A 22,087-nucleotide genomic window follows, 5' to 3' on the forward strand; every position below is an offset into this window, starting at 1 on the left:
TCCTAGCCAAACATCATTTCAAAGGCAATAAATGCCAACAACAGGGCAAACCCCTGACGAACACGCGCCGCCGGTAATCGGTGCAGCAACCGTACGCCTACCGGCGGCATTAAAAAGGCACCAGGTAACAGCGCCAGCCATACCGGCCAGTAAACAAAACCAAGACTATGGGCTGGCAGATCCGGGTGATGCCAGCCACTGATGGCATAAGACAAGGTGCCAGACACCGCCACCGCCAGTGTACAGGTTGCCGCCGAGGCAACCGATTGGGTCAGCCCCATACCCAGCGCAGTCAATAGTGGCACCAGCATCACACCGCCGCCGATCCCCAGCATGGACGCCAGTGCCCCGACAATCAGTGTCAGCACGGCCAGTAGCGGGCCCGTGACTTTGAGGGCTTCATCAGGGTGTGGTTCCCGTTTTTGTCGCCAGACCATGCGTAGCGCTGAGATAATCAGAAAAAACGCGAACAGTCGCTTAAGCCAGACACCGTCCATCAAAGTAGCGATCTGTGCCCCCAGGACTCCACCGGCCATCATGCCAATGACCAGCCAGCGCGCATGCTGCCACGGCACCGACTGGCGCCGATGGTGTGCCAGCACCGATGAACTGCCAGTGACACAGATAGTAGCCAGTGACGTAGCCAGCGCCGCAGGCATGACCAGCGCCGGTGTGATCCCTAGCTGCGGTAACATCCACACCAAAGCCGGTACAATCACCAGACCACCGCCGATACCCAGCAGGCCCGACAACAAACCGGCCAACGCCCCCAATCCCAAACACATTGCTAGTACCAGCAGCACCGGTTATCTCCTTTACAACGACCCGGGCATACTACCCTAGCGGCCACTTCGCAGCCACTGCCCTAAACCGGCGTCACTGAGCGGCTCCCGTAACAGCCAGCAAAGGCTGTCGGTGTCATGGCAAGCCAGTAATGGCTGGCGCAGTTGGGCCAGGCGTTGCAAGCTGACTTGGCGAATAATGTGTTTGGCTCTGGGCAGCTGGCTGACACTCATCGACAGCTGACGATAACCCAGTGCCAGCAGCAGCGTCATGCCCATCACTTCACCGGCCATTTCACCACACACCGAGACCGGCAGCGCCAACTGACGGCATTGCTGTTCAATGGCCGCCAGTGCCTGCACCACCGCCGGATGAAAGGGGCTAAAGAGGTCGGCTACCCGCGGGTTATTACGGTCAACAGCCAACAGGTACTGGGTCAAATCGTTACTGCCAACAGACACAAACTGCACCCGCTGGGCCAACGCCGGCAGCAAATACAGGGCTGCCGGCACTTCCAGCATGGCACCCAAGGCAGGTAGCGCAAAAGGTTCGCCTTGCTCGCACAATTCATGGTGCGCCTGACGGATCAGCCGCAGTGCTTCGTCAACCTCAGCTACCGAGGCTACCATCGGCAGCAAAATACGCAGATTGCCATGTTGCTGATGCGCTCGCAGCATGGCCTTGAGCTGGATGAGAAAAATGTCTGGCTGGTCCAGCGTCATGCGGATCCCGCGCCAGCCCAGAAACGGATTATCTTCTTCGATAGGCAGATACGGCAGTGGCTTATCGCCACCCACATCCAGAGTACGCAAGGTCACCGGCTTAGCGGGATAACGCGACAGCACGTGACTGTATAGACGAAATTGCTCTTCTTCACCGGGGAAGCGGCTGGCCAGCATGAAAGGCACTTCGGTACGGTACAAGCCTATACCGTCTGCTTCTTGAGCGCTGGCCACATCGGCATCAGCAGATAAACCGGCATTGATCATCAACTCGACTGATTGACCATCAGCACTGACTGCCGGGCCGGCTGCACCAGCCAGAATATCCCGCGACAAGACTTCTTCTTCGCGCATTAAGCGCTGATACTCCGCCAGCAGTGCCGGTTCAGGGTCAACAAAACAGCGGCCGGTATAACCATCAATGATCAGTTGCCGCTCGGCTAATGCCGACAGGGGCAGATTGCCTACCCCCATTACCGCCGGAATACCCAAAGCCCGCGCCAGAATAGCCGCATGGGAGTGCCCTGAACCACGGCGCGACACCACCCCTTTGAGTTGCTGGCGCGGCACTTCTGCCAGCATGGTGGCCGTTACATCGTCAGCAATCAGGATGATATCGCCGGCCGGTAACGGCTTGCTCATGTCAGCGGCAGTCAAAGCCTGTAACACCCGTAATGCCACATCTTTAAGATCCGCAGCACGCTCACGCAGGTAGCTGTCATCCATGGACCGGAATTTCTCGATGGCGTCTTCGACCACCGTTTTTAGGGCCCACTCGGCGCTGAGCCCCTGGCGGATCAAGGCCCGTACCGGCTCACCCAAGCTGGCAGGAGACAATAATTGAATATAAAGCTCGAATAAGGTTTGTGTTTGTTCGCTAAGCTCCAGCCGGCTAGCCAACCGCTGCAATGCCGCTTCGGTGTCGCTGACCGCCTCGTCAAAGCGCTGTAACTCCTGGGCTTGCGGTAGGTCGTCTACGGGCGAGATATCGTCAAAGGTGATAGCCGGGCGCTTAACCAGAGCACTGCCCATGGCAATACCCGGAGCGCCACTTTGCCCTTTAACCGAACGCTTCCAACCCGTTTGTGCGCGTAATAAACGGGTGCGCTCCTCAACATTAGCCAGCGCCGGTGCCAGCTGGCTGGCCAGTGTCACCAGACAGGCTACCTCGTCGTCGTCAAAGACCCGGGCATCACGCTGCTGCACCGTCAGCACGCCCAGTACCCGGCGACGATAAATGATCGGCGCTCCGAGAAAAGACTGGAAAACTTCCTCGTTCAGTACGCTGATCAGTTTGAAGGCGGGATGTTGCTGGGCATCGGCAAGATTTATCGGTTCTTCTTTGGAAGCGACCAGCCCGACCAACCCTTCCTGGTAACTGAGAGTACACACCGCCCCTTCAGGCAATGTCAGACCTTGTGTTGCCAGCAGCTGCAATTCACTTTTATCTGGTTCGGCCAGGTATACAGAACACACTTCGGTGTTCATCAGCTCACAAATGGCCGTCACTAGCCAAGCCACCGCCTTATCCAGTGACGCGGCACTGTTAACCTGCTGAACAATGTGCTGCAGCTTGGCCAGCATTATATCGCTCCCTCCGGTTAACCGCGGCGACGTTCCTGACGATGAAAAGGCATGGCTACGGAGACAAACTCCTTCATCACCCGCCGATATACATCCCGCTTGAAGGCAACCACCTGCCGCACTGGATACCAGTAGCTGACCCAACGCCAGTCATCAAATTCCGGGTGGCCGCAAGCCGCCAGATTAATAGCGGACTCCGGTGATGTCAGTTGCAGCAAAAACCATTTCTGTTTTTGACCAATGCACACCGGCGACTGCTCACGGCGAACCATGCGCTTGGGCAATCGGTAGCGCAGCCAATGGCGTGACACCGTCAGAATTTTTACGTCCTTACGCTTAAGGCCAACCTCTTCCCAGAGTTCGCGGTACATAGCCTGCTCTGCAGACTCTCCGTCGTTGATGCCCCCTTGGGGAAACTGCCAGGAGTGTTGGCCGCGGCGTCTTGCCCACATGACCTGCCCCTGCGTGTTACAGATGACGATGCCGACATTGGGACGAAAACCATCGTTATCGATCATGTCCGTCTCAGACAATACAAAGTTGATTCGATTGTTCCACAGAAGCCCTACCCCAGCAAAAAGAATTGCATATCATCGTCCTTTCCCTGGACTTATCCACAACCTGCATAGAAAAACACTCCACAATTTCTGTGTGAATAGCTGTGTATAAGCTGGTGATGAGTCACTCGTAGTGCTGTGGTGCTTGCTAGTGACAATAAAATCGCTCCCTAAGAAAAACATAATCCAATGATTATAAAACCAATTATATTTAGCCGACGGTTCTTGACAGTCGATCGGGATCTGATCGCTAGGCGATCGTGGTTGTGGATGAATATCGCTGTTCATCCGCTGACCACCGCCATGTTACCCACAGCTTGATACGCCTCTGAGGTCTGGCCTGCAGTTATCCAGAAAATCTGTGCATTGTCTTGTGGACAGCCTGGTAGAGTGGCCGGGAAACCATCTAAGAGGTATTATCAAAAACTATAAAATAATTATTTTTCAATACTTTAAAAAGCAAAGTGCCGAGCCGTTATGAGCCTGATATGCTTTGTCCACAATTACGCCAGTGAGATTTCCCGGTTTTGACCATGTCTGCCCCCAGCTGCCATCTTCAGTCGCCACAAACACTGCAAGAATTAATGCAGCGCGCTGTAAGTCTGGCTGGTTATTCGCTGGGAGATCTGGCACAGATCGCCGGGTTGCAGGCCCCGACCGATCTACGCCGCGAAAAGGGCTGGATGGGACTGCTACTGGAGCGACTATTGGGCGCCGAGGCAGGCTCAAAACCGGAACCTGACTTTGCACATCTGGGCGTAGAGTTAAAAACCTTACCTGTTGACCGCCACGGTAAACCTCTGGAAAGTACTTTCGTTGCCGTTGCGCCGGCTACCGGCTGGCATGGCGTCACTTGGGAAAGCAGCCATGTTCGCCAAAAACTGCAGGCCGTGTTGTGGATCCCGATTTTGGCAGAGCGATTAATCCCACCGGCCGAACGCGTTATTGCCCGCCCTTTTCTGTGGCAACCCTCTTGCGAGCAGGAAGCACAGCTACGCAGTGACTGGCAGGAGCTGGTGGAGCTGCTGGCACTGGGGCAATATCAACAAATCAATGCCTACCGTGGCCAGTATTTGCAGCTACGCCCCAAAGCGGCTAATGGCCGCAGCAAAACCCATGGGCTGGATGCCAACGGCCAAGCCGTCGCAGTACAACCCAAGGGTTTTTATCTACGCAGCCAGTTCACCGCTACCCTGCTCCAGGCCGCCTTTCCTGCTGCCACCTCCTGACAGCTACCGCAAACGGCGTTATGCTCAACTCAGGCACTGACTCTGGAGCAGCACATGGGAGACATCGCCATCATCGGCGCCGGTCTGTGCGGTATCACTGCCGCGACCGTGCTCAAAGAATGTGGTCTCAACCCCTGCCTGTTTGAGCAGGGTAATCTGGCGGGGGGGCGCTTAGGCATGACCCCGGAGGTAGCCTTTGACCTTGGAGCCCAATACTTCACCGCTCGCAATCCCCGCTTCATTGATGCTGTCAGCCAGTGGACAGAGGCCGGAATCGTGGCCACCTGGCAAGTTAATCCCTGGCAATTAACTCCTGAAGGCGAGCTACCTACCGCCGATGTGACCGCCCGCTATGTGGGTATACCGGATATGAACGCCATCAGCCGCTACTTGGCCAGCGGCCTTAACATTCATACTCACACTCGTATTACCGGCTGCCATTACCGTGCCCCACACTGGTGGTTGGATGATGCCAGTGGCCGCCATCATGGTCCTTTCCAAGGCGTACTGGTTACCGTCCCGGCCCCCCAGGCACAGCCCTTGTTACGAGATAGCCCGCGCCTGCTGATGGCCAGTCGTAAAGTCACCATGGAACCCTGCTGGGCGCTGGGGCTGGCCTTTGCTGAAGAACTGGCCAGCCCGCTAGAGGCGGCCTTTGTAACCGATCCGATAGTGCAGTGGCTAGCCAAGGATTCCAGTAAACCCGGGCGCAGCCAGCGCCCCCAACAATGGGTGATCCATGCCACCAGCCAGTGGAGTCAGCAACAAATGGAAGCGCCTCAGGAAGAAGTTCAGGCACAGCTGGAAGCCGCTTTTTTCCGGTTGCTGAATATTGCCCCGCAAGTCCCTATGGCGGCATCTCTGAAACGCTGGCGCTATGCCCGAGGCCATCAGGACACCACCTTATTGTTTGATGAGCCTCTGCACTTGGGGTGTGGTGGAGACTGGAGTCACGGTGCCCGTATTGAAGGGGCCTGGCTGGCTGGTCAGGAACTGGCCAAACGCATGTGTCAGGCCCTGCAAAGTCACCGCTGATGGCACCAAGCATGGCTCTTGGAGAGCAGTATGTTGTCGATCGCCGATGAGGAACTGATGTGCCAGTGTTGCCATTGGCTCTTGATAAAACGCGCCGTCACCCTCACGGCACATTACAGCTATGACGGTTACAACCCTTATGACCAGGCAGCCTATGCTATTAGCGCGGATGTTGCCGCTGCCTGGCGAAAACATTTTGCACAGCAACCCGAACCGGGACGCTTGGCCAAGGCCCTGGCGTTGGCCGAAGGGCGCCGCCAGCAAAACCACGCGAGCCCCAATGCGGCGCTGATGCGTGCTTTCTTTGCTGACCAAAACCATAACGGGCCATAAGTACCGCAACCAACCCCCAAAGCAGTGATCCTTTATCACGCAGCCATAAAAAAAGCCGCCCGAAGGCGGCTTTTAGCAACATCAGGTCAACGCCTTATTCGGCAACAACCATGATCTTCACTGTCGCGAAAACGTCGCTGTGCAGTTGCAGGTCGATATCAAATTCACCCGTAGTGCGCAGCGCGCCTTCTGGCATTTTGACTTCAGCCTTAACCACTTCAACACCGGCAGCGCTAACAGCGTCGGCGATGTCACGTGTGCCGATAGAACCGAACAGTTTACCTTCGTCGCCAGCTTTCGCAGCGATTTCAATGGTACCCAGATTGTTCAGTTGCTCCGCACGGGCTTCAGCAGCCGCTTGAACTTCAGCCAGTTTGGCTTCCAGCTCAGCACGACGCGTTTCGAAGTGAGCGATGTTGTCGCGGGTAGCCATAACAGCTTTACCCTGCGGGATCAGGTAGTTACGAGCGTAACCAGATTTTACATTGACTTGATCACCCAGGCCGCCCAGGTTAGCGATCTTGTCCAACAGAATGACGTTCATTGACGATTCCTCTCAACTCGTTCCCAGGACTGACCTTACTTATGCAGGTCGGTGTAAGGCAGCAGAGCCAGGTAGCGGGCGCGCTTGATAGCACGGGCCAGCTGGCGCTGATACTTGGCGCTGGTACCGGTGATGCGGCTAGGTACGATCTTACCGCTCTCGGTGATGTAGTTCTTCAGAGTTGCGATATCTTTGTAATCGATTTCAGTGACGCCTTCTGCAGTGAAACGGCAGAACTTGCGACGACGGAAGAAACGGGCCATGGGGCTTATCTCCTAATTCAACAATTCGATGTGCTGGGCATGCAGTACCACTTTTGCCAGGCCGTCTCGGCCCTGATGGCTGACCAGAAATCCGGTCACGGTTACTGCTGTCCCCATCTGTAACAGCCGGGTTTGCTCGGCAAGATCTTCACCGCTGGCAACCACTGCAATACGCAAGGCTGCTTGTCTGGCCATGCTGGCCTCGTACTGGGTCGACCGATGATCTAACCAGAACTGACAATGCGGAATACCCGCTGGGCTCTTGCTACGCCGCGGCGCTTTGGCAAGTTGCCCGTCAAGTTGTACCCGATTGTGATGCACTTACCTTACTCGGCGCTGGCCTCAGCGGCTTCATCAGCCTTTTCGGCGCGCTCGTCGCGCTCGTCACGACGCTCACGACGGTCTTCTTTGGCTTTGGCCATAACAGACGGCTCGGAAACAGCGTGCTTGGTGCGCATGATGGCGTGACGCAGGATGGCGTCGTTGAAACGGAAAGTGCTTTCCAGTTCATCAACGGTCTCTTGAGTCGCTTCAACGTTCATCAGAACGTAGTGAGCTTTGTGCAGCTTGTTGATTGGGTAAGCCAGTTGACGGCGGCCCCAGTCTTCCAGGCGAGTCACTTCACCGCCGCCATTTTTGACGACACCGGTGTAGCGCTCGATCATGCCCGGAACCTGTTCGCTTTGATCAGGGTGGACCATGATCACGATTTCGTAATGACGCATGATTGCTCCTTACGGGTTAGTAGCCTCACAGCCCGGCCAGTCGCCATCCGGTAGGGAGGCAAGGAGAACAAAAGTACAACGACTGAGATAAGGGGCCAGAGTTTACAGGACGAATGGTAGCCAGACAAGGCAGATCTGTGCCGTAAAGCCCGTTAAAATGGCGGCTTCGCTGAAGGAGATGTAATGCCCATGCCACGCGTCGTTATCTTGTTGTCTTTGCTGCTGAGTCTGCCAGCCTGGGCGTTGGTGCCACCGTACTATGGCAAAAGACAGGCCGACTACCGCTGGGGGGCAGAGGCCGAAGTGGGGCTGTCACTGGCCCGTGGTAACACCCAGGTGGAAACTTACAACACCCGGCTCAAAGTCGATCTGGATACCTCCCGCACTCACCACGAGGCGACATTCAGCTCCAACTTTTCTCGCGATAAAAACTCTACCAGCGCCGAACGCTACAAGCTGGAACTGCAGTCTGATGGCAAATTCTGGCCTAATTACTATTTGTTTTTACGCGGCTCTGAATTGTATGACCGCTTTGGCTCTTACCTGTCGGAAACGGTGCTATCAACCGGCCTGGGTACCACTCTGATTAACCGTGACTTCACGACCTTGAAGTTTGAAATGAGCCCCGGTTACCGTCTGCAAATAGCCCCAAAGGGCAGTCCGGAAAGCGACAATCGTGAAGCCATTATACGGACGGTTTTAAAGTACGAGCGGCGAATTCACGAGCGCACCCGCTTTAACACCGGTATTCAGCTGGAAACCGGCAGTCGTAACACCACCGGTTCCCTGGACGCGTCTTTTACCAATCAACTGTGGGACGACCTGGCATTAAAGCTGGGCTTTTATTACCGCTATACCAGCAATGTCGACCCGGACAAGTCACGCTACGACACCTTGTCGACACTGAATCTGCTCTATACCTTCTGACGCTGGCGCACCGCTTCAAATAAACAGACGCCAGTGGCAACCGAGACATTGAGACTGGAGACCAGGCCGGCCATGGGGATGGCCACCAACTGATCGCAGTGCTCACGGGTCAGTCGCCGCATCCCTGAGCCTTCGGCCCCCATCACCAGCGCCAACGGCCCTTGCAGCTCAGCATCAAACAGAGTCTGCTCAGTTTCCCCGGCCGTCCCCACAATCCATAAGCCCAGTTCTTTGAGCTGACGCAGGGTGCGGGCCAGGTTTGTTACCTCAACCAGAGGCACCGTTTCGGCGGCGCCGCAGGCCACTTTGCGTACCGTAGCATTCAGGGACGCCGAGTTATTCTTCGGTACTATGACCGCGCAGGCCCCGGCCGCATCAGCACTGCGCAAACAGGCCCCGAGGTTATGCGGGTCAGTGACACCATCGAGTACCAGAACCAGTGGCCGTTCGACCTCTGCCAGTAGCGCCGGCAACTGCTTTTCACGCAGGGCAGCAGCCACTTTGACCTCAGCCATGACCCCCTGGTGAGTAGCCCCTTTGGCTTTGTCATCCAAGGTCTTGCGGGCAACCCACTCAACACTGACGCCAATATCCTGAACTTGCGCAATCAAGTCACCCAGGCGTTGATCCTGACGTTCCCGAGCAACCCAGACGCGCAGCATGTTTTGTGGGTGACGGGCTAAAGTGCCCGCCACTGCGTGAATACCAAAAATCCACTCCTGACTCATTTATGACCTTTCTGTTTATTAGGCTTACGCTTGCCTTTTTTCTTGGCAAAGCTGTCCGACACCACTTCTGCCGCACTTTTTTTGCCTTTTTTGCTGGTGACCTTGCCGCTTTTAAGGTTCTCACGAACTGACTTTTTAGCTTTTGGCGCGCTGTCCGCCAGCATCAAATCAATTTTACGTGACTCCAAGTTCACCGCCGCCACCCGCACCATCAGTGTGTCGCCCAGACGGTAGCGTTTGCCGGAGCGCTCCCCAACCAAGGCCTGCTGCACAGGGTCGAAATGGTAATAGTCGTTTTCCAGGCTGGTGACATGCACCAAGCCTTCAATCAACAAGTCATTGAGACGCACAAAAAGACCAAAGGTGGTGGCCGATGACACGACACCACTAAAGACGTCACCAACGTGGTCTTGCATGTATTCGCATTTAAGAAAGTCACTGACTTCCCGGGTAGCGTCATCTGCGCGGCGTTCGGTCATTGAACAGTGCTCACCCATGCTGTGCATCTGTTCTTCGCTGTAGAGCACACCGCCAGCCGCCTCAGCTTGCTGCTGGCGAGCAAACACCGCCTTGATGGCACGGTGCAGCAACAGATCCGGGTAACGGCGAATGGGAGAGGTGAAGTGCGCATAGGCAGATAGCGCCAGGCCAAAGTGACCACGGCAATCCGGTTCGTAAATCGCCTGTTTCATGGAGCGCAGCAGCATGGTCTGGATCAGCTCAGCATCAGGGCGCCCAGCCAGTTTTTCCAGCAAGGCGGTAAAGTGGCGCGGCTCTGGCTCCAAGCCCCCGTCCATGCGCAATCCCAGCTCGGCAATAAACTGGTGGAAGCTGGCTATCTTTTCTTCGTCCGGCAAGTCATGCACCCGGTAGAGCACCGGTACTTTGTGCTTCTGAGCAAACTTGGCGGCCGCCACATTGGCCAGGATCATGCACTCTTCAATGATCATGTGCGCCGTGACCCGATGCACCGGCAGAACTTTTTCAATTTTGCGTTCGGCATTGAACTGAAACTTGGTTTCCTGGGTTTCAAACTCAATGGCTCCGCGCTGATGGCGGGCATGCTTGAGGGCTTGGAACAAACAGTGCAGTTCTTCGATGGGGCCTAAGACTGGCTGGTACTGTTCACGCAGCGTTTTATCACCATCAAGCATGGCCTGGACTTTGGTGTACGTCAGCCGCGCTTTTGAGTGCATCACTGCCGGGTAGAACTGAAACCCTGACAGCTTGCCTTTGTCAGAAACCGTCATCTCCGCCACCATACAGAGGCGGTCTACTTCCGGGTTCAATGAGCACAGGCCATTGGACAGGATCTCCGGCAACATCGGGATCACTTGAGATGGGAAGTACACCGAGTTACCGCGGTTATAGGCTTCTTTATCCAGGGCGCTGCCGTTACGGACATAGTGCGAAACATCAGCAATAGCCACCCACAAGCGCCAGCCGCCGGATTTTTTCGCCTCGGCATATACAGCGTCATCAAAGTCGCGTGCGTCTTCACCGTCAATGGTCACAAGCGGCAAGTGGCGTAAGTCGACCCGCCCGGTTTTGTCAGCTTCGGCAACCTCGTCACTGAGCCCGGCGATCTCTACTTTGACTTCAGCCGGCCAACTGTGGGGCAAGTCGTGATTACGCAAAGCAATTTCGATTTCCATGCCCGGCGCCATATGCTCACCGAGAATATCGCTGATTTTCCCTACCGGGCTGAACCGGGCACTGGGGCGCTGGGTCAGTTCAACCACGACCACCTGCCCGGCCCGGGCACCATTGCGTGCTTCGTCGGGGATCAAAATATCCTGGGCGATACGGCGGTCATCGGGCACCACAAAGCCAATCCCATCATCACGGAAATAACGCCCTACCAGCTGTGACGAACGCGGCTCCAGTACCCGAACTATGCGCCCTTCAACCCGGCCACGCTTGTCTGTGCGGGTGGGCTGCGCCAGCACCAAATCGCCACTGAAGGCCTTGTACATTTCGCTGTGGGAGAGGTAGAGATCATCACCGCCCTCGATTTTGACAAAGCCAAAACCATCCGGGTGCCCTTGCACTCTGCCTTTGAGCAAATCCATACGTTCGGTCAGGGCATAGGCTTTTTGCCGGGTAAAGACCAGCTGACCATCACGCTCCATGGCTCGCAGGCGCCGCCGCAACCCTTCTTGTTGCTCTTCATCATTCAGTTGCAGGTGGCTGATCATGGCCCGCAGACTCTGCGGTTTGCCCAGTTCTCGCATCAGCTCCAATATGGCTTCACGGCTGGGAATGGGATTATCGTAACGCTGCGCCTCGCGTTCAGCGAAAGGATCCTTGATGGGTTCGCGCATAGCGACCTCGTTAGCAAGTGTTGCGCTTATTATACGCAGTCGAGGCCGGTGCTGGGCAGGGGGCAGTACGGTTATTTTAACGGCGTTAAGTTGGCCAGCACTGACGGCGGCAGTTGCCCCTGTAGTTTTTTGATCAGTAAAGCGGCCCGATAATGCTGACGCCGATCCGTAATCACGGCATCTTTCAACACCCTATAGGCCAGGGCCTTATCCTGAGGAATACCATGGCCACGACTGGCAAGATCAGCAAATCGCAGTGCTGCCTTGATGTTGTGATCACGGGTAGCCATACGTAGCAGCGCCATGGCACGAGGGTAATCGCGCTGTACCCATTGCCCTGTGGCGTAGTAGCGCCCCAGCTGTTCCATGGCTTCAGGCAAGCCCTGATCGGCGGCTTTTTGCAAATAGTTAAGGCCCTGGGTGACGTTGCTTTTGACACAAACCCCGTGTGCCAGCATATCGCCCCACAAGAATTGATAGGAAGGGATCTTGGCTACCGAGGCACGCGCCTGAATATCCTGCACCAACTGGCAATCATCCGCTTTCACCCGCCGCAGCTGATGGTTTTTGGCAATCAAATCCAAAAGTTCATCCTGGCTGTAAACCTGTATCGGCTTGAGACCGGCATCATCTTTGCTGGCCGTAATGCTCGTCGGCGCGACAGCCGGTTTGGATGCAGTTGCCTTTGGTTGTATTGCAGCATTGGTTGATGTTGCCGGTTCTTGTTTAGCGGTATCGGAAGGCCCGTTAACCGTTGCAGCAGTGGACTCCTGCTTAGCGGCTGAGGGCGCTTTAACAACTGGCGTTTTTGCCGCAACAACTGAATTAACATCAGGGTTACTTTTTGGTGCAGTAGTAGATGCCGGCTCCTGAACTGCCACAGGAGTAGTATCCGCTACTGTTGGCGCCGCCCCGCTTGCAGATAACAACCCGGATATCAACAAGATTTCTAGCATCATGATGTTTTCACCTCTTCCGACTCATCTTTAACGGCTGAACAGGCTATTTCTTTAATTGAGGTCACGTTTTAACTTTTTTTTCACAGCCATTTGTTGCATTTAAGTTTCTTCTTTGAAAGAAATATCATTGCAATTTGTTGCAAGGACTATCCAGGGATTCGACATGATTGATAAACAAAAAATCGCCCGCGCCGTGCAGTTGGCTTTGCTGCTGGGTGCCGGGTCATACAGCATGGCCGCCTTGGCTGCTGATGACACACAAGACGAAGCCAAGAAAAAAGACGAGAAAAAAGTTGAACGCATTGAGGTCACCGGTAGCCGCATCAAGCGTACCGATATCGAAGGTGTGTCCAACATCACCGTCATTACCGCCAAAGACATGCTGGACAAAGGCCAGCAAACTGTTTTTGACGCTCTGAAAGACTTGTCCACCAACATTGGTACAACCCAGGGTGAAGAATTTGGCTCGCAAGGTGGCTTCACCCCCGATGCGCAAACCATCAGCTTACGTGACTTCGGTCCCGGCTATGTACTGGTACTGGTCAATGGCCGCCGGGTGGCAGAAAACCCCACCCCCTATAACGGCCAATCCAATTTTGTAAACCTGGCCAACTTCCCGTCAGCGGCTGTTGAACGCATCGAAATTCTTAACAGCGGTGCTTCGGCAATTTACGGCTCTGATGCTGTAACAGGCGTTATCAATATCATCCTGAAAAAGGATGTGGATTACAGCCAAATCAATGCTCGCTTCGGTACCACCCGTGACGGTGGTGGCGACACCCGCCGGCTGCAGTTTGTTACCGGCACCGCCGGCAGCAAATATCACCTGACCTTTGCAGCGCAGTACTTTGATCAGGACATCATTACCGGTAAAGACCGTTCCTGGCTGAACTCAGTAGATGACGGCCCGGCCGGGGTAAACTACCTGACCCGTGGCATCCTGCGCATGGACTACTTTACTGGCCAATACATTGACCCGGGTGCTGCGGCTTGCCAAAACTCCGGTACTGGCTACGAATACACCGAGCGCCCCGGTAAAGGGATGTACTGTGGCTATGATGGTGTAGGCGAATACAGCCTGCAAAACCGTCGTAAGCAGTACGGCGCCTTTCTAACCGGCCACTACGACTTTAGCGATACCCTGACCGGCTTTGCTGATGTCATGTATGTGGGCTCTAAAAACTACAATGAAGGCTTCCGTCACTTCATCAGTGAGTATGTCTTCAATCCGCAAACCTCTACCTATGAACTGTGGCAACGCATTTTCACCCCGGAAGAACTGGCGCCGAAAAAAGGTAACTTCACTACTGATGCAGTGAACGTGACCATGGGCCTGAAGGGGCAAATTGGTGGTGCCTATGACTGGGAAGCCTATTTCACTGACAGTGAAATCAAATTCAAAACCCGTCGTGATTGGCTCAAGGAAGAAAAAGTCTCCGAGTACTTCCTGGGCGATTACCTGCCGGATTACGGTGTCTACTACCCGGTAAATCCGAAACTGGGCCTGTATGACCCCATCACGGATGCCGAGCGTAATGACATGCTGGGTGTCCAGAAGCAGGATTCGAAGTCCTACTCTCGCACTTTTAACGTCTCTATTTCAGGCGACCTGTTCGAGCTGCCGGCTGGCCCATTACAGTTCTCTGCCATGGCTGAGTTCAACCGCCAGGGTTATAACATTACCCTGGATGACCGTACTCTCGATGAGACCGGGCACGGCTGGTATGGCCTAACTGGTACTGAAGGTGGTGGTGACCGTAACCGTTCCGCTGTCGGTGTGGAGTTCCTGGTGCCCGTGATTGAAGGCCTGGACTTCAACATTGCCTCCCGTTACGACAAGTACGACGATAACAGCACTGATATCGGTGGCCGTCTGTCATCGCAATTTGGCTTCACCTACTCGGTGATGAAGTCCCTGAAGTTCCGCGGCAGTGTTGGCCAAAGCTTCCGGGCGCCAGACATGCACTATGTGTTTGCCGACCGCTCTGGTTTCTATACCAACGCCTATGACTACACCACTTGTGGTTCATTGGATCAGAACCAGTGTGATCGGATTCAGATCCGTGGCTGGCGTTCTGGCTCGAAAGATCTGAAAGAAGAGACCGGTCTGAACAAAACCATCGGCCTGGTGTGGGAGCCCATTGATAACCTGTCAATGACCGTTGATTACACTCGCCTGCGCCTGGAAGACATCGTTCTGGATGAATCTGTTGATGGCCTGCTGGAAACAGAGTATCGCTGCAACACTGGCCAAAAAGATCCAAACTCAGGCGAATGTCAACGTGCTTACAGCAAAATCGAGCGTTACACCGACGGCGATCTGGCTGGCTCTATCAAGGCAGTCAATATTACGCCGTTCAACAACTCCGTGCTGGAGTGGTCTGGTTGGGACGTGAACCTGCGTTACAACTACGCCACTGAGCAATACGGCAACTTCCGCTTTGACAGTAACTGGACGCTCACCTCAACCTATAAGTACAAAGCATTGGAAACTGACGAGCTTGTCGATTACCGCAATGATGCTTCGTATAAGACGCCGCGCTCCAAGCTCAATGCGTCGCTGGGTTGGGATTACAATGACGTGTCGCTGACGCTGTACTATAAGCGCGTTGGTGGTGTGCCTTATCGGTCACAGTTCAACACTGACGGTGAACGCTATTCTGACGGTGTCGCCAGAACCAGCGCCTGGACAACCTACAACTTCACTGCGGGTTATTCCATCGACAAGAACAATGCGATTTACCTGAACATTGTTAACCTGACTAACGAAAAACCGCCGTACGATCCGACAGAAACCGGTTGGCCGTTCTACAACATCTTTGCCTACCCGGGCGCCGCCATCGGCACCTACTGGGCAGTAGAATACCAACTGCGCTTCTAAGTAAAACCCTGGCGGTCCTCCCTGGCCGCCAGATATAAAAAAACGCCCCTAACGGGGCGTTTTTTTATTGCCTAAAACTAACAGTTATCAGGCGAAAGGGTGACGCAGGATCATGGTTTCAACCCGATCAGGGCCGGTTGAAATAATATCTACCGGCACGCCAGTTAGCGCTTCAATGCGCTTGATGTAAGCAACCGCATTAGCCGGCAAAGCATCAATACTGGTGGCACCAACAGTGCTTTCGCTCCAGCCCGGCATTTCCTCATAGATGAGTTCAATGCCATCAAAGTCCTCTGCTGCCAGCGGCGGTACATCAACCACTTTGCCATCCGGCATCCGATAGGCCGTACAGATTTTCACTGTTTCCAAACCATCCAGTACATCCAGTTTGGTCAGGCAGAAACCGGTGATGGAATTGATTTGTACGGCACGGCGCATCACCACAGCGTCAAACCAGCCAGTACGGCGTTTGCGGCCTGTTGTGGCGCCAAATTCCTTACCAACCGTACCCAGGTGATGGCCGACTTCACAGTCCAGTTCCGTTGGGAACGGACCACCACCAACACGGGTGGTATAGGCCTTGACGATGCCCAGCACATAATCAAGGTGACAAGGACCAAAACCGCTACCTGTGGCCACGCCACCGGCGGTGGTATTAGAGGAGGTCACATAAGGGTAAGTACCGTGGTCAATGTCAAGCAAGGTGCCCTGAGCCCCTTCAAAGAGGATCGGCTCACCGGCTTTGCGGGCTTTATCCAGCAAGTCGGTTACATCCACGGTCATGTCTTTGAGGTACTCGGCAACCGCCATGGCTTCTGCCAGGGTTTCCTCGTAAGAGACCGGCTCCTGCTGGAAGTATTGGGTCAGCATGAAGTTATGGTGATCCAGCACTTCCTTGAGTTTTTCGGCAAAGCGCTCAGGGTGGAACAGATCACCGACCCGCAAGCCGCGACGGGCAACCTTGTCCTCATAAGCAGGGCCAATACCGCGGCCAGTAGTACCAATGGCTTTATTGCCACGGGCCTTTTCACGGGCTTGGTCAATCGCTACATGGCATTTGAGGATCAGTGGGCAGGCTTCGGAAACTTTCAGCCGAGATTTGACCGGTACGCCCTTTTCTTCGAGCATGGCCACTTCTCGCATCAGCGCATCCGGTGCCAAAACCACACCGTTACCAATCAGGCACTGCACATTGTCGCGAAGAATACCGGAAGGGATCAGGTGCAAAACGGTCTTTTCACCGTCAATCACCAGGGTATGACCGGCATTATGGCCGCCTTGATAGCGCACAACATAAGCCGCTTTGTCTGTTAGCAGGTCGACAACTTTACCTTTGCCTTCGTCACCCCACTGAGTGCCGAGGACCACCACATTTTTGCCCATCGTATTTTATGGATAGCTGGTTAAAACGGGATTTTATCAGAAAACCCACAGCGGATTTAAGCCTAATGTTTCACCAGCCAAGCCAAGAGACCGCCCAAGATCACCATCACCAAGCCTATTTGCCTGATCACAGAAGCTTTTTGTTCAGCTAGCTGGCGCATAAATTGCTGCCACTGACGAGGCATCAGCGCCGGGCCAACCCCTTCCAATACCAGCCATAACGCCAGCAGTTGCCAGAACAAAGTGCTACTCATCGCCCCGCCAGCGCAGACAAGTCGATATCGGCAAGTTCCATGTAAGGCGCAAAACCAAAACGCAGGCGGTTATCGCGATAATCAGTCAATATGCCCTGATCACGCAGAAAGCGCGCCAGCGCCGCCGTAGTGTCGGCATCTTCCAAAGCAAACGTCAGAAAGTGGCCATGATGCTGCAGATCGTTGGCCAATAGCTGACAACGTTGCAGCTGCTGGCAGCCCGTTGCCTCTAATTCAGCCAGAAAATGCTGCTGCAATTGCTGTACATGGTGATGAATAGCCTCGACGCTAATGCCATCGCGCTGCCACCATGCCATTACCGCTAGTAGGCGGTACAGGGCGGTAAAATCAAACGTTGCTCCGGCGAAACGCTGCCCTCCTTCAGCAAAAGCCACCTGCTCACTGCGCCCCGCTTCCAAGGCTCCAAACTCGGCATACCAGCCGGTATTGCGTGGTTTTAACTGACAACCCGGAGGCACCGCCAGAAAACAGCAGCCTTCACCGCCTTGGGCATATTTATAGCTGCCGGCGAGGTAAAACACTCGCCCGGCAATAGCCGACAAATCCGTGGGGATGGCACAAAAGCCGTGATAGCCGTCAATAACAATCAGGGTTTCCGGGTCCGGCACCGCCGCCACCAGCGCGGGCATATCAGTAATTGCAAAGCCGGAGTTAAAAAAGACCTGGCTGCAGAACACCATATCCCAGCCCCCTGTTGCCGCCTGCTCCGCAAAACGCTGCTCAAAGCTCGCCAACGGCAAGGTGGGGACAACCGTCAGCTCAATGAGGCCGGCTTCTGCCAGTCGTCGGCTTTGCCGGGTAAAAGAGTGGAACTCACTATCAGTGGTCAACACTCGCGCTCGGCGGCCAGTCGGCAGGCAGGAAAACAGCCTGACAACAAATTCATGAGTATTGGGAGCAAAGGCCAGTTGTTCCGGCGCTGGCAAGTTGAGAATGGCAGCAATATGACGCTGCGCTGCCGGTACTTTGTCAGTAAAAAAGTACTGCCACTTTTCATCAGCTAAACGGGCACTATCGTCCCAATAATCCAGTTGCGCCTGACGGGTGACATCAGGCCAAAAATGGTGGCTATGGCAGGCATAGTGCTGTTGACCCTGATGATGCTGCAAAAACTGCGAATAGTGTTTTTTTAACATGGCTTATCCAACAAAAAGCCCGGCAAGCCGGGCTTTTTCATTATTTTTTATCGTTCATGTGGTTCATGTAATGCAGGAAGTCACTGTCTTGCGGTTTGAGCACCAGCACATCGCTCTTGCTGTTAAAGCTGCGCTTGTAGGCTTCCATGCTTCGCAAGAAGGAAAAGAACTGCGGATCACGCTTATATGCCTTGGCGTAAATTTCGGCGGCTTTGGCATCCCCTTCGCCACGCATGGTACGGGCCTTACGCTCGGCATCGGCAATCAGCACCGTTACTTTGGCATCGACGTTGGCGCGGATCTCTTCTGCTTTTTCTTTACCTTCAGAACGGTGCTTTTTCGCCACCGCATTACGCTCTGCCCGCATCCGGTTAAAGATGGAGTTGGAGATCTCTGTCGGCAGGTTAATTTGTTTGACCCGCACATCAATAACATCAATACCCAACTCTTTAGCGCTTTCTTTTACCTGCTTGAGGGCGTCAGCCATGACTTCGGAACGCTCACCCGAAACAATATCGGTGATGGTCCGGGTACCGAATTCACTGCGCAGGGCGTTGTTGATTTTACGCTTGAGCAGATTTTCAGCCGTATTCAGATTACCGCGGTTGGTGGCATCGTAATACTTACCGAAATCATTGATACGCCACTTCACATAAGAATCGACTATCAGATCCTTTTTCTCGGAGGTGACAAAACGATCCTGCTCTCCTTCGACGCTCTGCAGACGGGCATCGAGCATACGCACGCTGTCGATCAGCGGTACCTTAAAATGCAGGCCCGGCTTGAATACCACCGGCTTACCATTGGTATCGGTCAGTACCCGCTGGAAACGTAGCACCAAAGCCCGCTCGCCCTCGGAAACAACGAACAGAGAACTCACCGCCAGCAGGGCGGCCAGCACGACAACAATTACAAAAAGTCGTTTCATGGCTTAGTTCCTCCCACTACGGCCGCTGCTGCGATTGACGGATCGGGCGCCGGCATCCGGGCTCGGTGTGGTGCTGCCGGTACCACGGCGCTGTTGAATTTCACTGAGTTCATCACCGCGCGGCTGAGTATCATTACGTTGATGCTCCAGAATTTTATCCAGCGGCAGGTACAGCATGTTGCTGGCATCAGAATCCACCAAAACTTTTGACGTGCTACTCAGTACTTTTTCCATGGTTTCCAGATAGATACGCTCACGCGTAACTTTCGGGCTCGCCTCGTATTCCGGCAGCAGCTTATCAAAGCGCGCCACTTCACCCTGAGCTTTCAGGGTAACCTGCTGCTTGTAGGCTTCCGCTTCCTGATTAATACGAATGGCTTTACCACGGGCAATAGGCTCAACCTCACTGGCATAGGCCTGTGCTTCGCGGATATAACGCTGTTCATCTTCTTTAGCGGCAATGGCATCGTCAAAGGCGGCCTTGACTTCTTCCGGTGGCCGCACGCCCAAGACGTTGACGTCCTGAATTTCCACGCCCAGGTTGTATTGAGCAATGGTTTTTTCAATCAGGTCCCAGGTGTCACGGCGCACCTGTTCCCGGCCAGTGGTAAGAATGTCATCCATAGTGGTGTGGCCAACCACGTAGCGCAGTGAGGCATCAACCGCCTGACTCAGAGAGTCCACGGAGTTGGTGACATTAAAAAGATAAGCGCGAGGGTCGGTGACCTTGTACTGCACTTCAATTTCAACCCGAACCACGTTTTCATCTTTGGTCAGCATAAAACCGGACGACGGCATAGAACGGACAGTACGGGTATCTACCGGGTAGACCTTGTCGATAAAGGTCGGCTTCCAGTGCAGGCCTGACTGCACAGTTTGTGAGTACTTACCTAAATGCAGTACTACACCCTGTTCGGCATTTTTAATGGTGTAAAAACCGGACAACGCCCAGACCGCAACCACCAGTACCAGCGCCACCATCAGCGCCCCCCAGGAAAAGCCGCCGCTGCCTTTGCCGCCGCCAAAGACGCCGCCCATGCGCGAGCCAAGCTTTTTCATCAGCTCGTCAAAATCAGGTGGGCCCTGATCCTGGCCCCGGGGTTTACCCCACGGGTCCTTGTCTTTGTTATTACCCGGTTCATTCCAGGCCATGGTGTTCTCCCACTCTATGCTTCGTTAATGCAACACTTTATCAGCAGCCTCGGGGACGATAAAGCCAGCCAGGTGGCCGTCATACTGCTTGTCCAGGCGTTGCCAATCCCGCTCCGGTAACCGCACCGCCAGGTGCCAGTTACCTTGTTCATCAATTTGCTCACCGACAACAGCGTTCAGCGCAAAAAGTGCCGCACGTAATTTACCGTTTGCCGGGGGCAAAACCAGCGTCACCGCCACTATCTGTTCCGCCAAACGTTCACTGAGCGCTTGCAGTAATAAACTCAGGCCTTCGTTTCGCTGCGCCGACAGCCACACAGCCTTTGGCAGCCCTTCATCATCCCGGTCTATACGCGGCGCTACGTCATCCAGTTTGTCCAGCTTGTTGTAGACCATCAGCACCGGTACTTCGTCAGCTTCAATTTCCTTGAGCACCGCCTGTACCTGCTCGGTATTTTCACTGGCCCGCTCGTCGGCCGCATCTACCACGTGTAGGAGTAAGCTGGCTTCGCGGGTTTCTTCCAGCGTGGCTTTAAAAGCCGCCACCAGATCATGGGGCAAATGGCGTATAAAGCCGACCGTATCAGCCAGAATCGCTGGGCCGACATCGTCCAGTTGCAGCTTGCGCAGGGTCGGATCCAAGGTGGCAAACAGCTGATCTGCCGCATAAACGCCCGATTGCGTCAGAGCATTGAATAAAGTGGACTTACCGGCGTTGGTATAACCAACCAGTGACAAGGTCGGTACTTCCCGGCGGCTCCGGGCCCGGCGCCCCTGTTCACGCTGCTTGGCCACTTTTTCCAGGCGTTTTTGGATATGGTTGATGCGATCACGCAGTAACCGGCGGTCGGTTTCCAGCTGCGTTTCCCCCGGACCGCGCAGGCCGATACCGCCTTTTTGCCGCTCCAGGTGCGTCCAGCCGCGCACCAGCCGTGTCGACAGGTGCTTGAGCTGTGCCAGCTCCACCTGCAACTTACCTTCGTGAGTGCGGGCCCGCTGGGCAAAAATATCCAGGATCAGGGTAGTACGATCCAGCACGCGACACTGAAACAGTTTTTCCAGGTTACGTTCCTGAGCCGGGCTCAACGCATGGTTAAAGATCACCAGTTCGGCACCGAGCGCCTGCACTGATTCGGCAACCTCTTCGGCTTTGCCGGTACCGATATAGTATTTGGGATGGGGAGCCGGACGACGGGCTGTTACGACCCCAAGAGTCGCCACGCCCGCAGAATCGGCCAGCATTTTCAGCTCGTCGAGATCCTCACGTTCGGACTCATTGGTAAAGTCGACATGTACCAGTACAGCCTGTTCGCCTGCTTCATAACGGTCAAACAAGCGTTACCTCAAAATGTTAAATCAGGCGTTTTCGTCACTGCTGCCGCTGTTGGCACCACCAGTATACTGGTGCATGGAGACAGGACGGGCTGGAACCACAGTGGAAATGGCATGTTTGTAAACCATCTGGCTGACTGTGTTCTTCAGCAATACGACAAATTGATCAAATGACTCAACCTGGCCTTGCAATTTGATGCCGTTAACCAGGTAAATGGAAACGGGTATGCGTTCCTTGCGCAGCGCATTCAGGAAAGGATCCTGCAAAGATTGCCCCTTAGCCATGT

General features: G+C 54.6%; 23 protein-coding genes. 6 read left to right on the plus strand and 17 right to left on the minus strand.

Annotation, left to right across the window (positions count from 1 at the left end; translation table 11 throughout):
- Positions 1-2: 2 nt before the first annotated feature.
- From WDB70_RS11385 to rppH, 3 genes are read right to left on the minus strand one after another with little or no spacing between them, the layout of a single operon-like run.
- Positions 3-803 (minus strand): sulfite exporter TauE/SafE family protein, encoded by an 801-nt coding sequence (locus WDB70_RS11385; RefSeq protein ID WP_406664413.1) that lies wholly within the window; start codon positions 801-803, stop codon positions 3-5.
- Between the two features lie 36 nt (positions 804-839).
- A complete protein-coding gene (gene ptsP, locus WDB70_RS11390) occupies positions 840-3,089 on the minus strand; it encodes a phosphoenolpyruvate--protein phosphotransferase (RefSeq protein ID WP_406664415.1) in 2,250 nt (749 codons plus the stop codon).
- Between the two features lie 17 nt (positions 3,090-3,106).
- Complete coding sequence (rppH, locus tag WDB70_RS11395) at positions 3,107-3,607, minus strand: RNA pyrophosphohydrolase (RefSeq protein WP_406664417.1); 501 nt, start codon at positions 3,605-3,607, stop codon at positions 3,107-3,109.
- Between the two features lie 572 nt (positions 3,608-4,179).
- Here rppH and mutH point away from each other — a divergent pair.
- The 3 genes from mutH to WDB70_RS11410 are packed head-to-tail and all read left to right on the plus strand — an operon-like array spanning position 4,180 to position 6,243.
- Positions 4,180-4,875, plus strand: a complete 696-nt coding sequence (gene mutH / locus WDB70_RS11400; RefSeq protein ID WP_406664419.1) for a DNA mismatch repair endonuclease MutH — start codon at positions 4,180-4,182, stop codon at positions 4,873-4,875.
- Between the two features lie 54 nt (positions 4,876-4,929).
- Complete coding sequence (locus WDB70_RS11405) at positions 4,930-5,910, plus strand: NAD(P)/FAD-dependent oxidoreductase (RefSeq protein WP_406664421.1); 981 nt, start codon at positions 4,930-4,932, stop codon at positions 5,908-5,910.
- A 30-nt stretch (positions 5,911-5,940) separates the two neighbouring features.
- A complete protein-coding gene (locus WDB70_RS11410; protein ID WP_406664423.1) occupies positions 5,941-6,243 on the plus strand; it encodes a hypothetical protein in 303 nt (100 codons plus the stop codon).
- 94 nt (positions 6,244-6,337) lie between these two features.
- Here the strand turns inward: WDB70_RS11410 and rplI are convergent, their stop codons facing one another.
- Genes rplI through rpsF form a run of 4 tightly spaced genes read right to left on the minus strand, consistent with a single transcriptional unit; the run spans position 6,338 to position 7,775 of the window.
- Complete coding sequence (gene rplI / locus WDB70_RS11415; protein ID WP_406664425.1) at positions 6,338-6,787, minus strand: 50S ribosomal protein L9; 450 nt, start codon at positions 6,785-6,787, stop codon at positions 6,338-6,340.
- A 35-nt stretch (positions 6,788-6,822) separates the two neighbouring features.
- Positions 6,823-7,050 (minus strand): 30S ribosomal protein S18, encoded by a 228-nt coding sequence (rpsR, locus tag WDB70_RS11420; protein WP_008486569.1) that lies wholly within the window; start codon positions 7,048-7,050, stop codon positions 6,823-6,825.
- Between the two features lie 12 nt (positions 7,051-7,062).
- Positions 7,063-7,371, minus strand: coding sequence for a primosomal replication protein N (priB, locus tag WDB70_RS11425; RefSeq protein ID WP_406664427.1), 309 nt, complete (start codon positions 7,369-7,371; stop codon positions 7,063-7,065).
- A gap of 5 nt (positions 7,372-7,376) precedes the next feature.
- Positions 7,377-7,775: a 30S ribosomal protein S6 gene (gene rpsF, locus WDB70_RS11430; RefSeq protein ID WP_406664429.1), complete on the minus strand. Its 399-nt coding sequence runs from the start codon at positions 7,773-7,775 to the stop codon at positions 7,377-7,379.
- Positions 7,776-7,964: 189 nt separating this feature from the next.
- Between rpsF and WDB70_RS11435 the strand changes: the two genes are divergently transcribed.
- On the plus strand, positions 7,965-8,702 hold the full coding sequence (locus WDB70_RS11435; protein WP_406664431.1) for a YdiY family protein: 738 nt from the start codon (positions 7,965-7,967) through the stop codon (positions 8,700-8,702).
- Here WDB70_RS11435 and rlmB read toward each other — a convergent pair.
- The 3 genes from rlmB to WDB70_RS11450 form a co-directional block, all read right to left on the minus strand.
- Positions 8,690-9,430 (minus strand): 23S rRNA (guanosine(2251)-2'-O)-methyltransferase RlmB, encoded by a 741-nt coding sequence (gene rlmB / locus WDB70_RS11440; protein ID WP_406664433.1) that lies wholly within the window; start codon positions 9,428-9,430, stop codon positions 8,690-8,692. The genes WDB70_RS11435 and rlmB overlap by 13 nt on opposite strands.
- The gene (rnr, locus tag WDB70_RS11445) at positions 9,427-11,754 is read right to left on the minus strand and encodes a ribonuclease R (RefSeq protein ID WP_406664435.1); all 2,328 of its coding nucleotides are present in this window, start codon (positions 11,752-11,754) and stop codon (positions 9,427-9,429) included. Before rnr ends, rlmB begins: the two co-directional genes overlap by 4 nt.
- A gap of 71 nt (positions 11,755-11,825) precedes the next feature.
- The gene (locus tag WDB70_RS11450; RefSeq protein WP_406664437.1) at positions 11,826-12,338 is read right to left on the minus strand and encodes a tetratricopeptide repeat protein; all 513 of its coding nucleotides are present in this window, start codon (positions 12,336-12,338) and stop codon (positions 11,826-11,828) included.
- A 61-nt stretch (positions 12,339-12,399) separates the two neighbouring features.
- Here WDB70_RS11450 and WDB70_RS11455 point away from each other — a divergent pair, with 61 nt between their 5' ends.
- On the plus strand, positions 12,400-12,627 hold the full coding sequence (locus WDB70_RS11455; RefSeq protein WP_406664439.1) for a hypothetical protein: 228 nt from the start codon (positions 12,400-12,402) through the stop codon (positions 12,625-12,627).
- A gap of 249 nt (positions 12,628-12,876) precedes the next feature.
- Complete coding sequence (locus tag WDB70_RS11460; protein ID WP_406664441.1) at positions 12,877-15,594, plus strand: TonB-dependent receptor plug domain-containing protein; 2,718 nt, start codon at positions 12,877-12,879, stop codon at positions 15,592-15,594.
- A gap of 87 nt (positions 15,595-15,681) precedes the next feature.
- On the opposite strand, the gene WDB70_RS11465 is transcribed toward WDB70_RS11460, so the two are convergent.
- From WDB70_RS11465 to hfq, 7 genes are all read right to left on the minus strand, one after another.
- Entirely contained in the window at positions 15,682-16,977 is a 1,296-nt protein-coding gene (locus tag WDB70_RS11465) for an adenylosuccinate synthase (RefSeq protein WP_406664443.1), read from the minus strand.
- A 62-nt stretch (positions 16,978-17,039) separates the two neighbouring features.
- Complete coding sequence (locus WDB70_RS11470; protein ID WP_406664445.1) at positions 17,040-17,231, minus strand: DUF2065 domain-containing protein; 192 nt, start codon at positions 17,229-17,231, stop codon at positions 17,040-17,042.
- The gene (locus WDB70_RS11475) at positions 17,228-18,388 is read right to left on the minus strand and encodes an aminotransferase class V-fold PLP-dependent enzyme (protein ID WP_406664447.1); all 1,161 of its coding nucleotides are present in this window, start codon (positions 18,386-18,388) and stop codon (positions 17,228-17,230) included. The genes WDB70_RS11470 and WDB70_RS11475 overlap by 4 nt, the downstream gene beginning before the upstream one ends.
- A gap of 40 nt (positions 18,389-18,428) precedes the next feature.
- The gene (gene hflC / locus WDB70_RS11480) at positions 18,429-19,316 is read right to left on the minus strand and encodes a protease modulator HflC (RefSeq protein ID WP_406664449.1); all 888 of its coding nucleotides are present in this window, start codon (positions 19,314-19,316) and stop codon (positions 18,429-18,431) included.
- A 3-nt stretch (positions 19,317-19,319) separates the two neighbouring features.
- Positions 19,320-20,468, minus strand: a complete 1,149-nt coding sequence (gene hflK / locus WDB70_RS11485) for an FtsH protease activity modulator HflK (protein ID WP_406664451.1) — start codon at positions 20,466-20,468, stop codon at positions 19,320-19,322.
- Between the two features lie 24 nt (positions 20,469-20,492).
- A complete protein-coding gene (gene hflX, locus WDB70_RS11490; protein ID WP_406664453.1) occupies positions 20,493-21,803 on the minus strand; it encodes a ribosome rescue GTPase HflX in 1,311 nt (436 codons plus the stop codon).
- 21 nt (positions 21,804-21,824) lie between these two features.
- A complete protein-coding gene (gene hfq, locus WDB70_RS11495) occupies positions 21,825-22,085 on the minus strand; it encodes an RNA chaperone Hfq (protein ID WP_406664455.1) in 261 nt (86 codons plus the stop codon).
- Between the last annotated feature and the right edge of the window lie 2 nt (positions 22,086-22,087).

This window comes from Gallaecimonas aegicerasi, assembly GCF_045291545.1.
In the GTDB taxonomy this organism is placed as follows: domain Bacteria; phylum Pseudomonadota; class Gammaproteobacteria; order Enterobacterales; family Gallaecimonadaceae; genus Gallaecimonas.

Bases quoted from the DNA above. Each gene is read 5' to 3' on its own strand.
- WDB70_RS11465 (WP_406664443.1), bottom strand. From the start codon at position 16,977: ATGGGCAAAAATGTGGTGGTCCTCGGCACTCAGTGGGGTGACGAAGGC.
- rnr (WP_406664435.1), bottom strand. From the start codon at position 11,754: ATGCGCGAACCCATCAAGGATCCTTTCGCTGAACGCGAGGCGCAGCGT.
- mutH (WP_406664419.1), top strand. From the start codon at position 4,180: ATGTCTGCCCCCAGCTGCCATCTTCAGTCGCCACAAACACTGCAAGAA.
- hflC (WP_406664449.1), bottom strand. From the start codon at position 19,316: ATGAAACGACTTTTTGTAATTGTTGTCGTGCTGGCCGCCCTGCTGGCG.
- rpsF (WP_406664429.1), bottom strand. From the start codon at position 7,775: ATGCGTCATTACGAAATCGTGATCATGGTCCACCCTGATCAAAGCGAA.
- rpsR (WP_008486569.1), bottom strand. From the start codon at position 7,050: ATGGCCCGTTTCTTCCGTCGTCGCAAGTTCTGCCGTTTCACTGCAGAA.
- hfq (WP_406664455.1), bottom strand. From the start codon at position 22,085: ATGGCTAAGGGGCAATCTTTGCAGGATCCTTTCCTGAATGCGCTGCGC.
- rppH (WP_406664417.1), bottom strand. From the start codon at position 3,607: ATGATCGATAACGATGGTTTTCGTCCCAATGTCGGCATCGTCATCTGT.
- WDB70_RS11405 (WP_406664421.1), top strand. From the start codon at position 4,930: ATGGGAGACATCGCCATCATCGGCGCCGGTCTGTGCGGTATCACTGCC.
- WDB70_RS11460 (WP_406664441.1), top strand. From the start codon at position 12,877: ATGATTGATAAACAAAAAATCGCCCGCGCCGTGCAGTTGGCTTTGCTG.
- ptsP (WP_406664415.1), bottom strand. From the start codon at position 3,089: ATGCTGGCCAAGCTGCAGCACATTGTTCAGCAGGTTAACAGTGCCGCG.
- WDB70_RS11410 (WP_406664423.1), top strand. From the start codon at position 5,941: ATGTTGTCGATCGCCGATGAGGAACTGATGTGCCAGTGTTGCCATTGG.
- WDB70_RS11455 (WP_406664439.1), top strand. From the start codon at position 12,400: ATGCTCGTCGGCGCGACAGCCGGTTTGGATGCAGTTGCCTTTGGTTGT.
- rplI (WP_406664425.1), bottom strand. From the start codon at position 6,787: ATGAACGTCATTCTGTTGGACAAGATCGCTAACCTGGGCGGCCTGGGT.
- WDB70_RS11470 (WP_406664445.1), bottom strand. From the start codon at position 17,231: ATGAGTAGCACTTTGTTCTGGCAACTGCTGGCGTTATGGCTGGTATTG.
- hflK (WP_406664451.1), bottom strand. From the start codon at position 20,468: ATGGCCTGGAATGAACCGGGTAATAACAAAGACAAGGACCCGTGGGGT.
- WDB70_RS11435 (WP_406664431.1), top strand. From the start codon at position 7,965: ATGCCACGCGTCGTTATCTTGTTGTCTTTGCTGCTGAGTCTGCCAGCC.
- rlmB (WP_406664433.1), bottom strand. From the start codon at position 9,430: ATGAGTCAGGAGTGGATTTTTGGTATTCACGCAGTGGCGGGCACTTTA.
- WDB70_RS11475 (WP_406664447.1), bottom strand. From the start codon at position 18,388: ATGTTAAAAAAACACTATTCGCAGTTTTTGCAGCATCATCAGGGTCAA.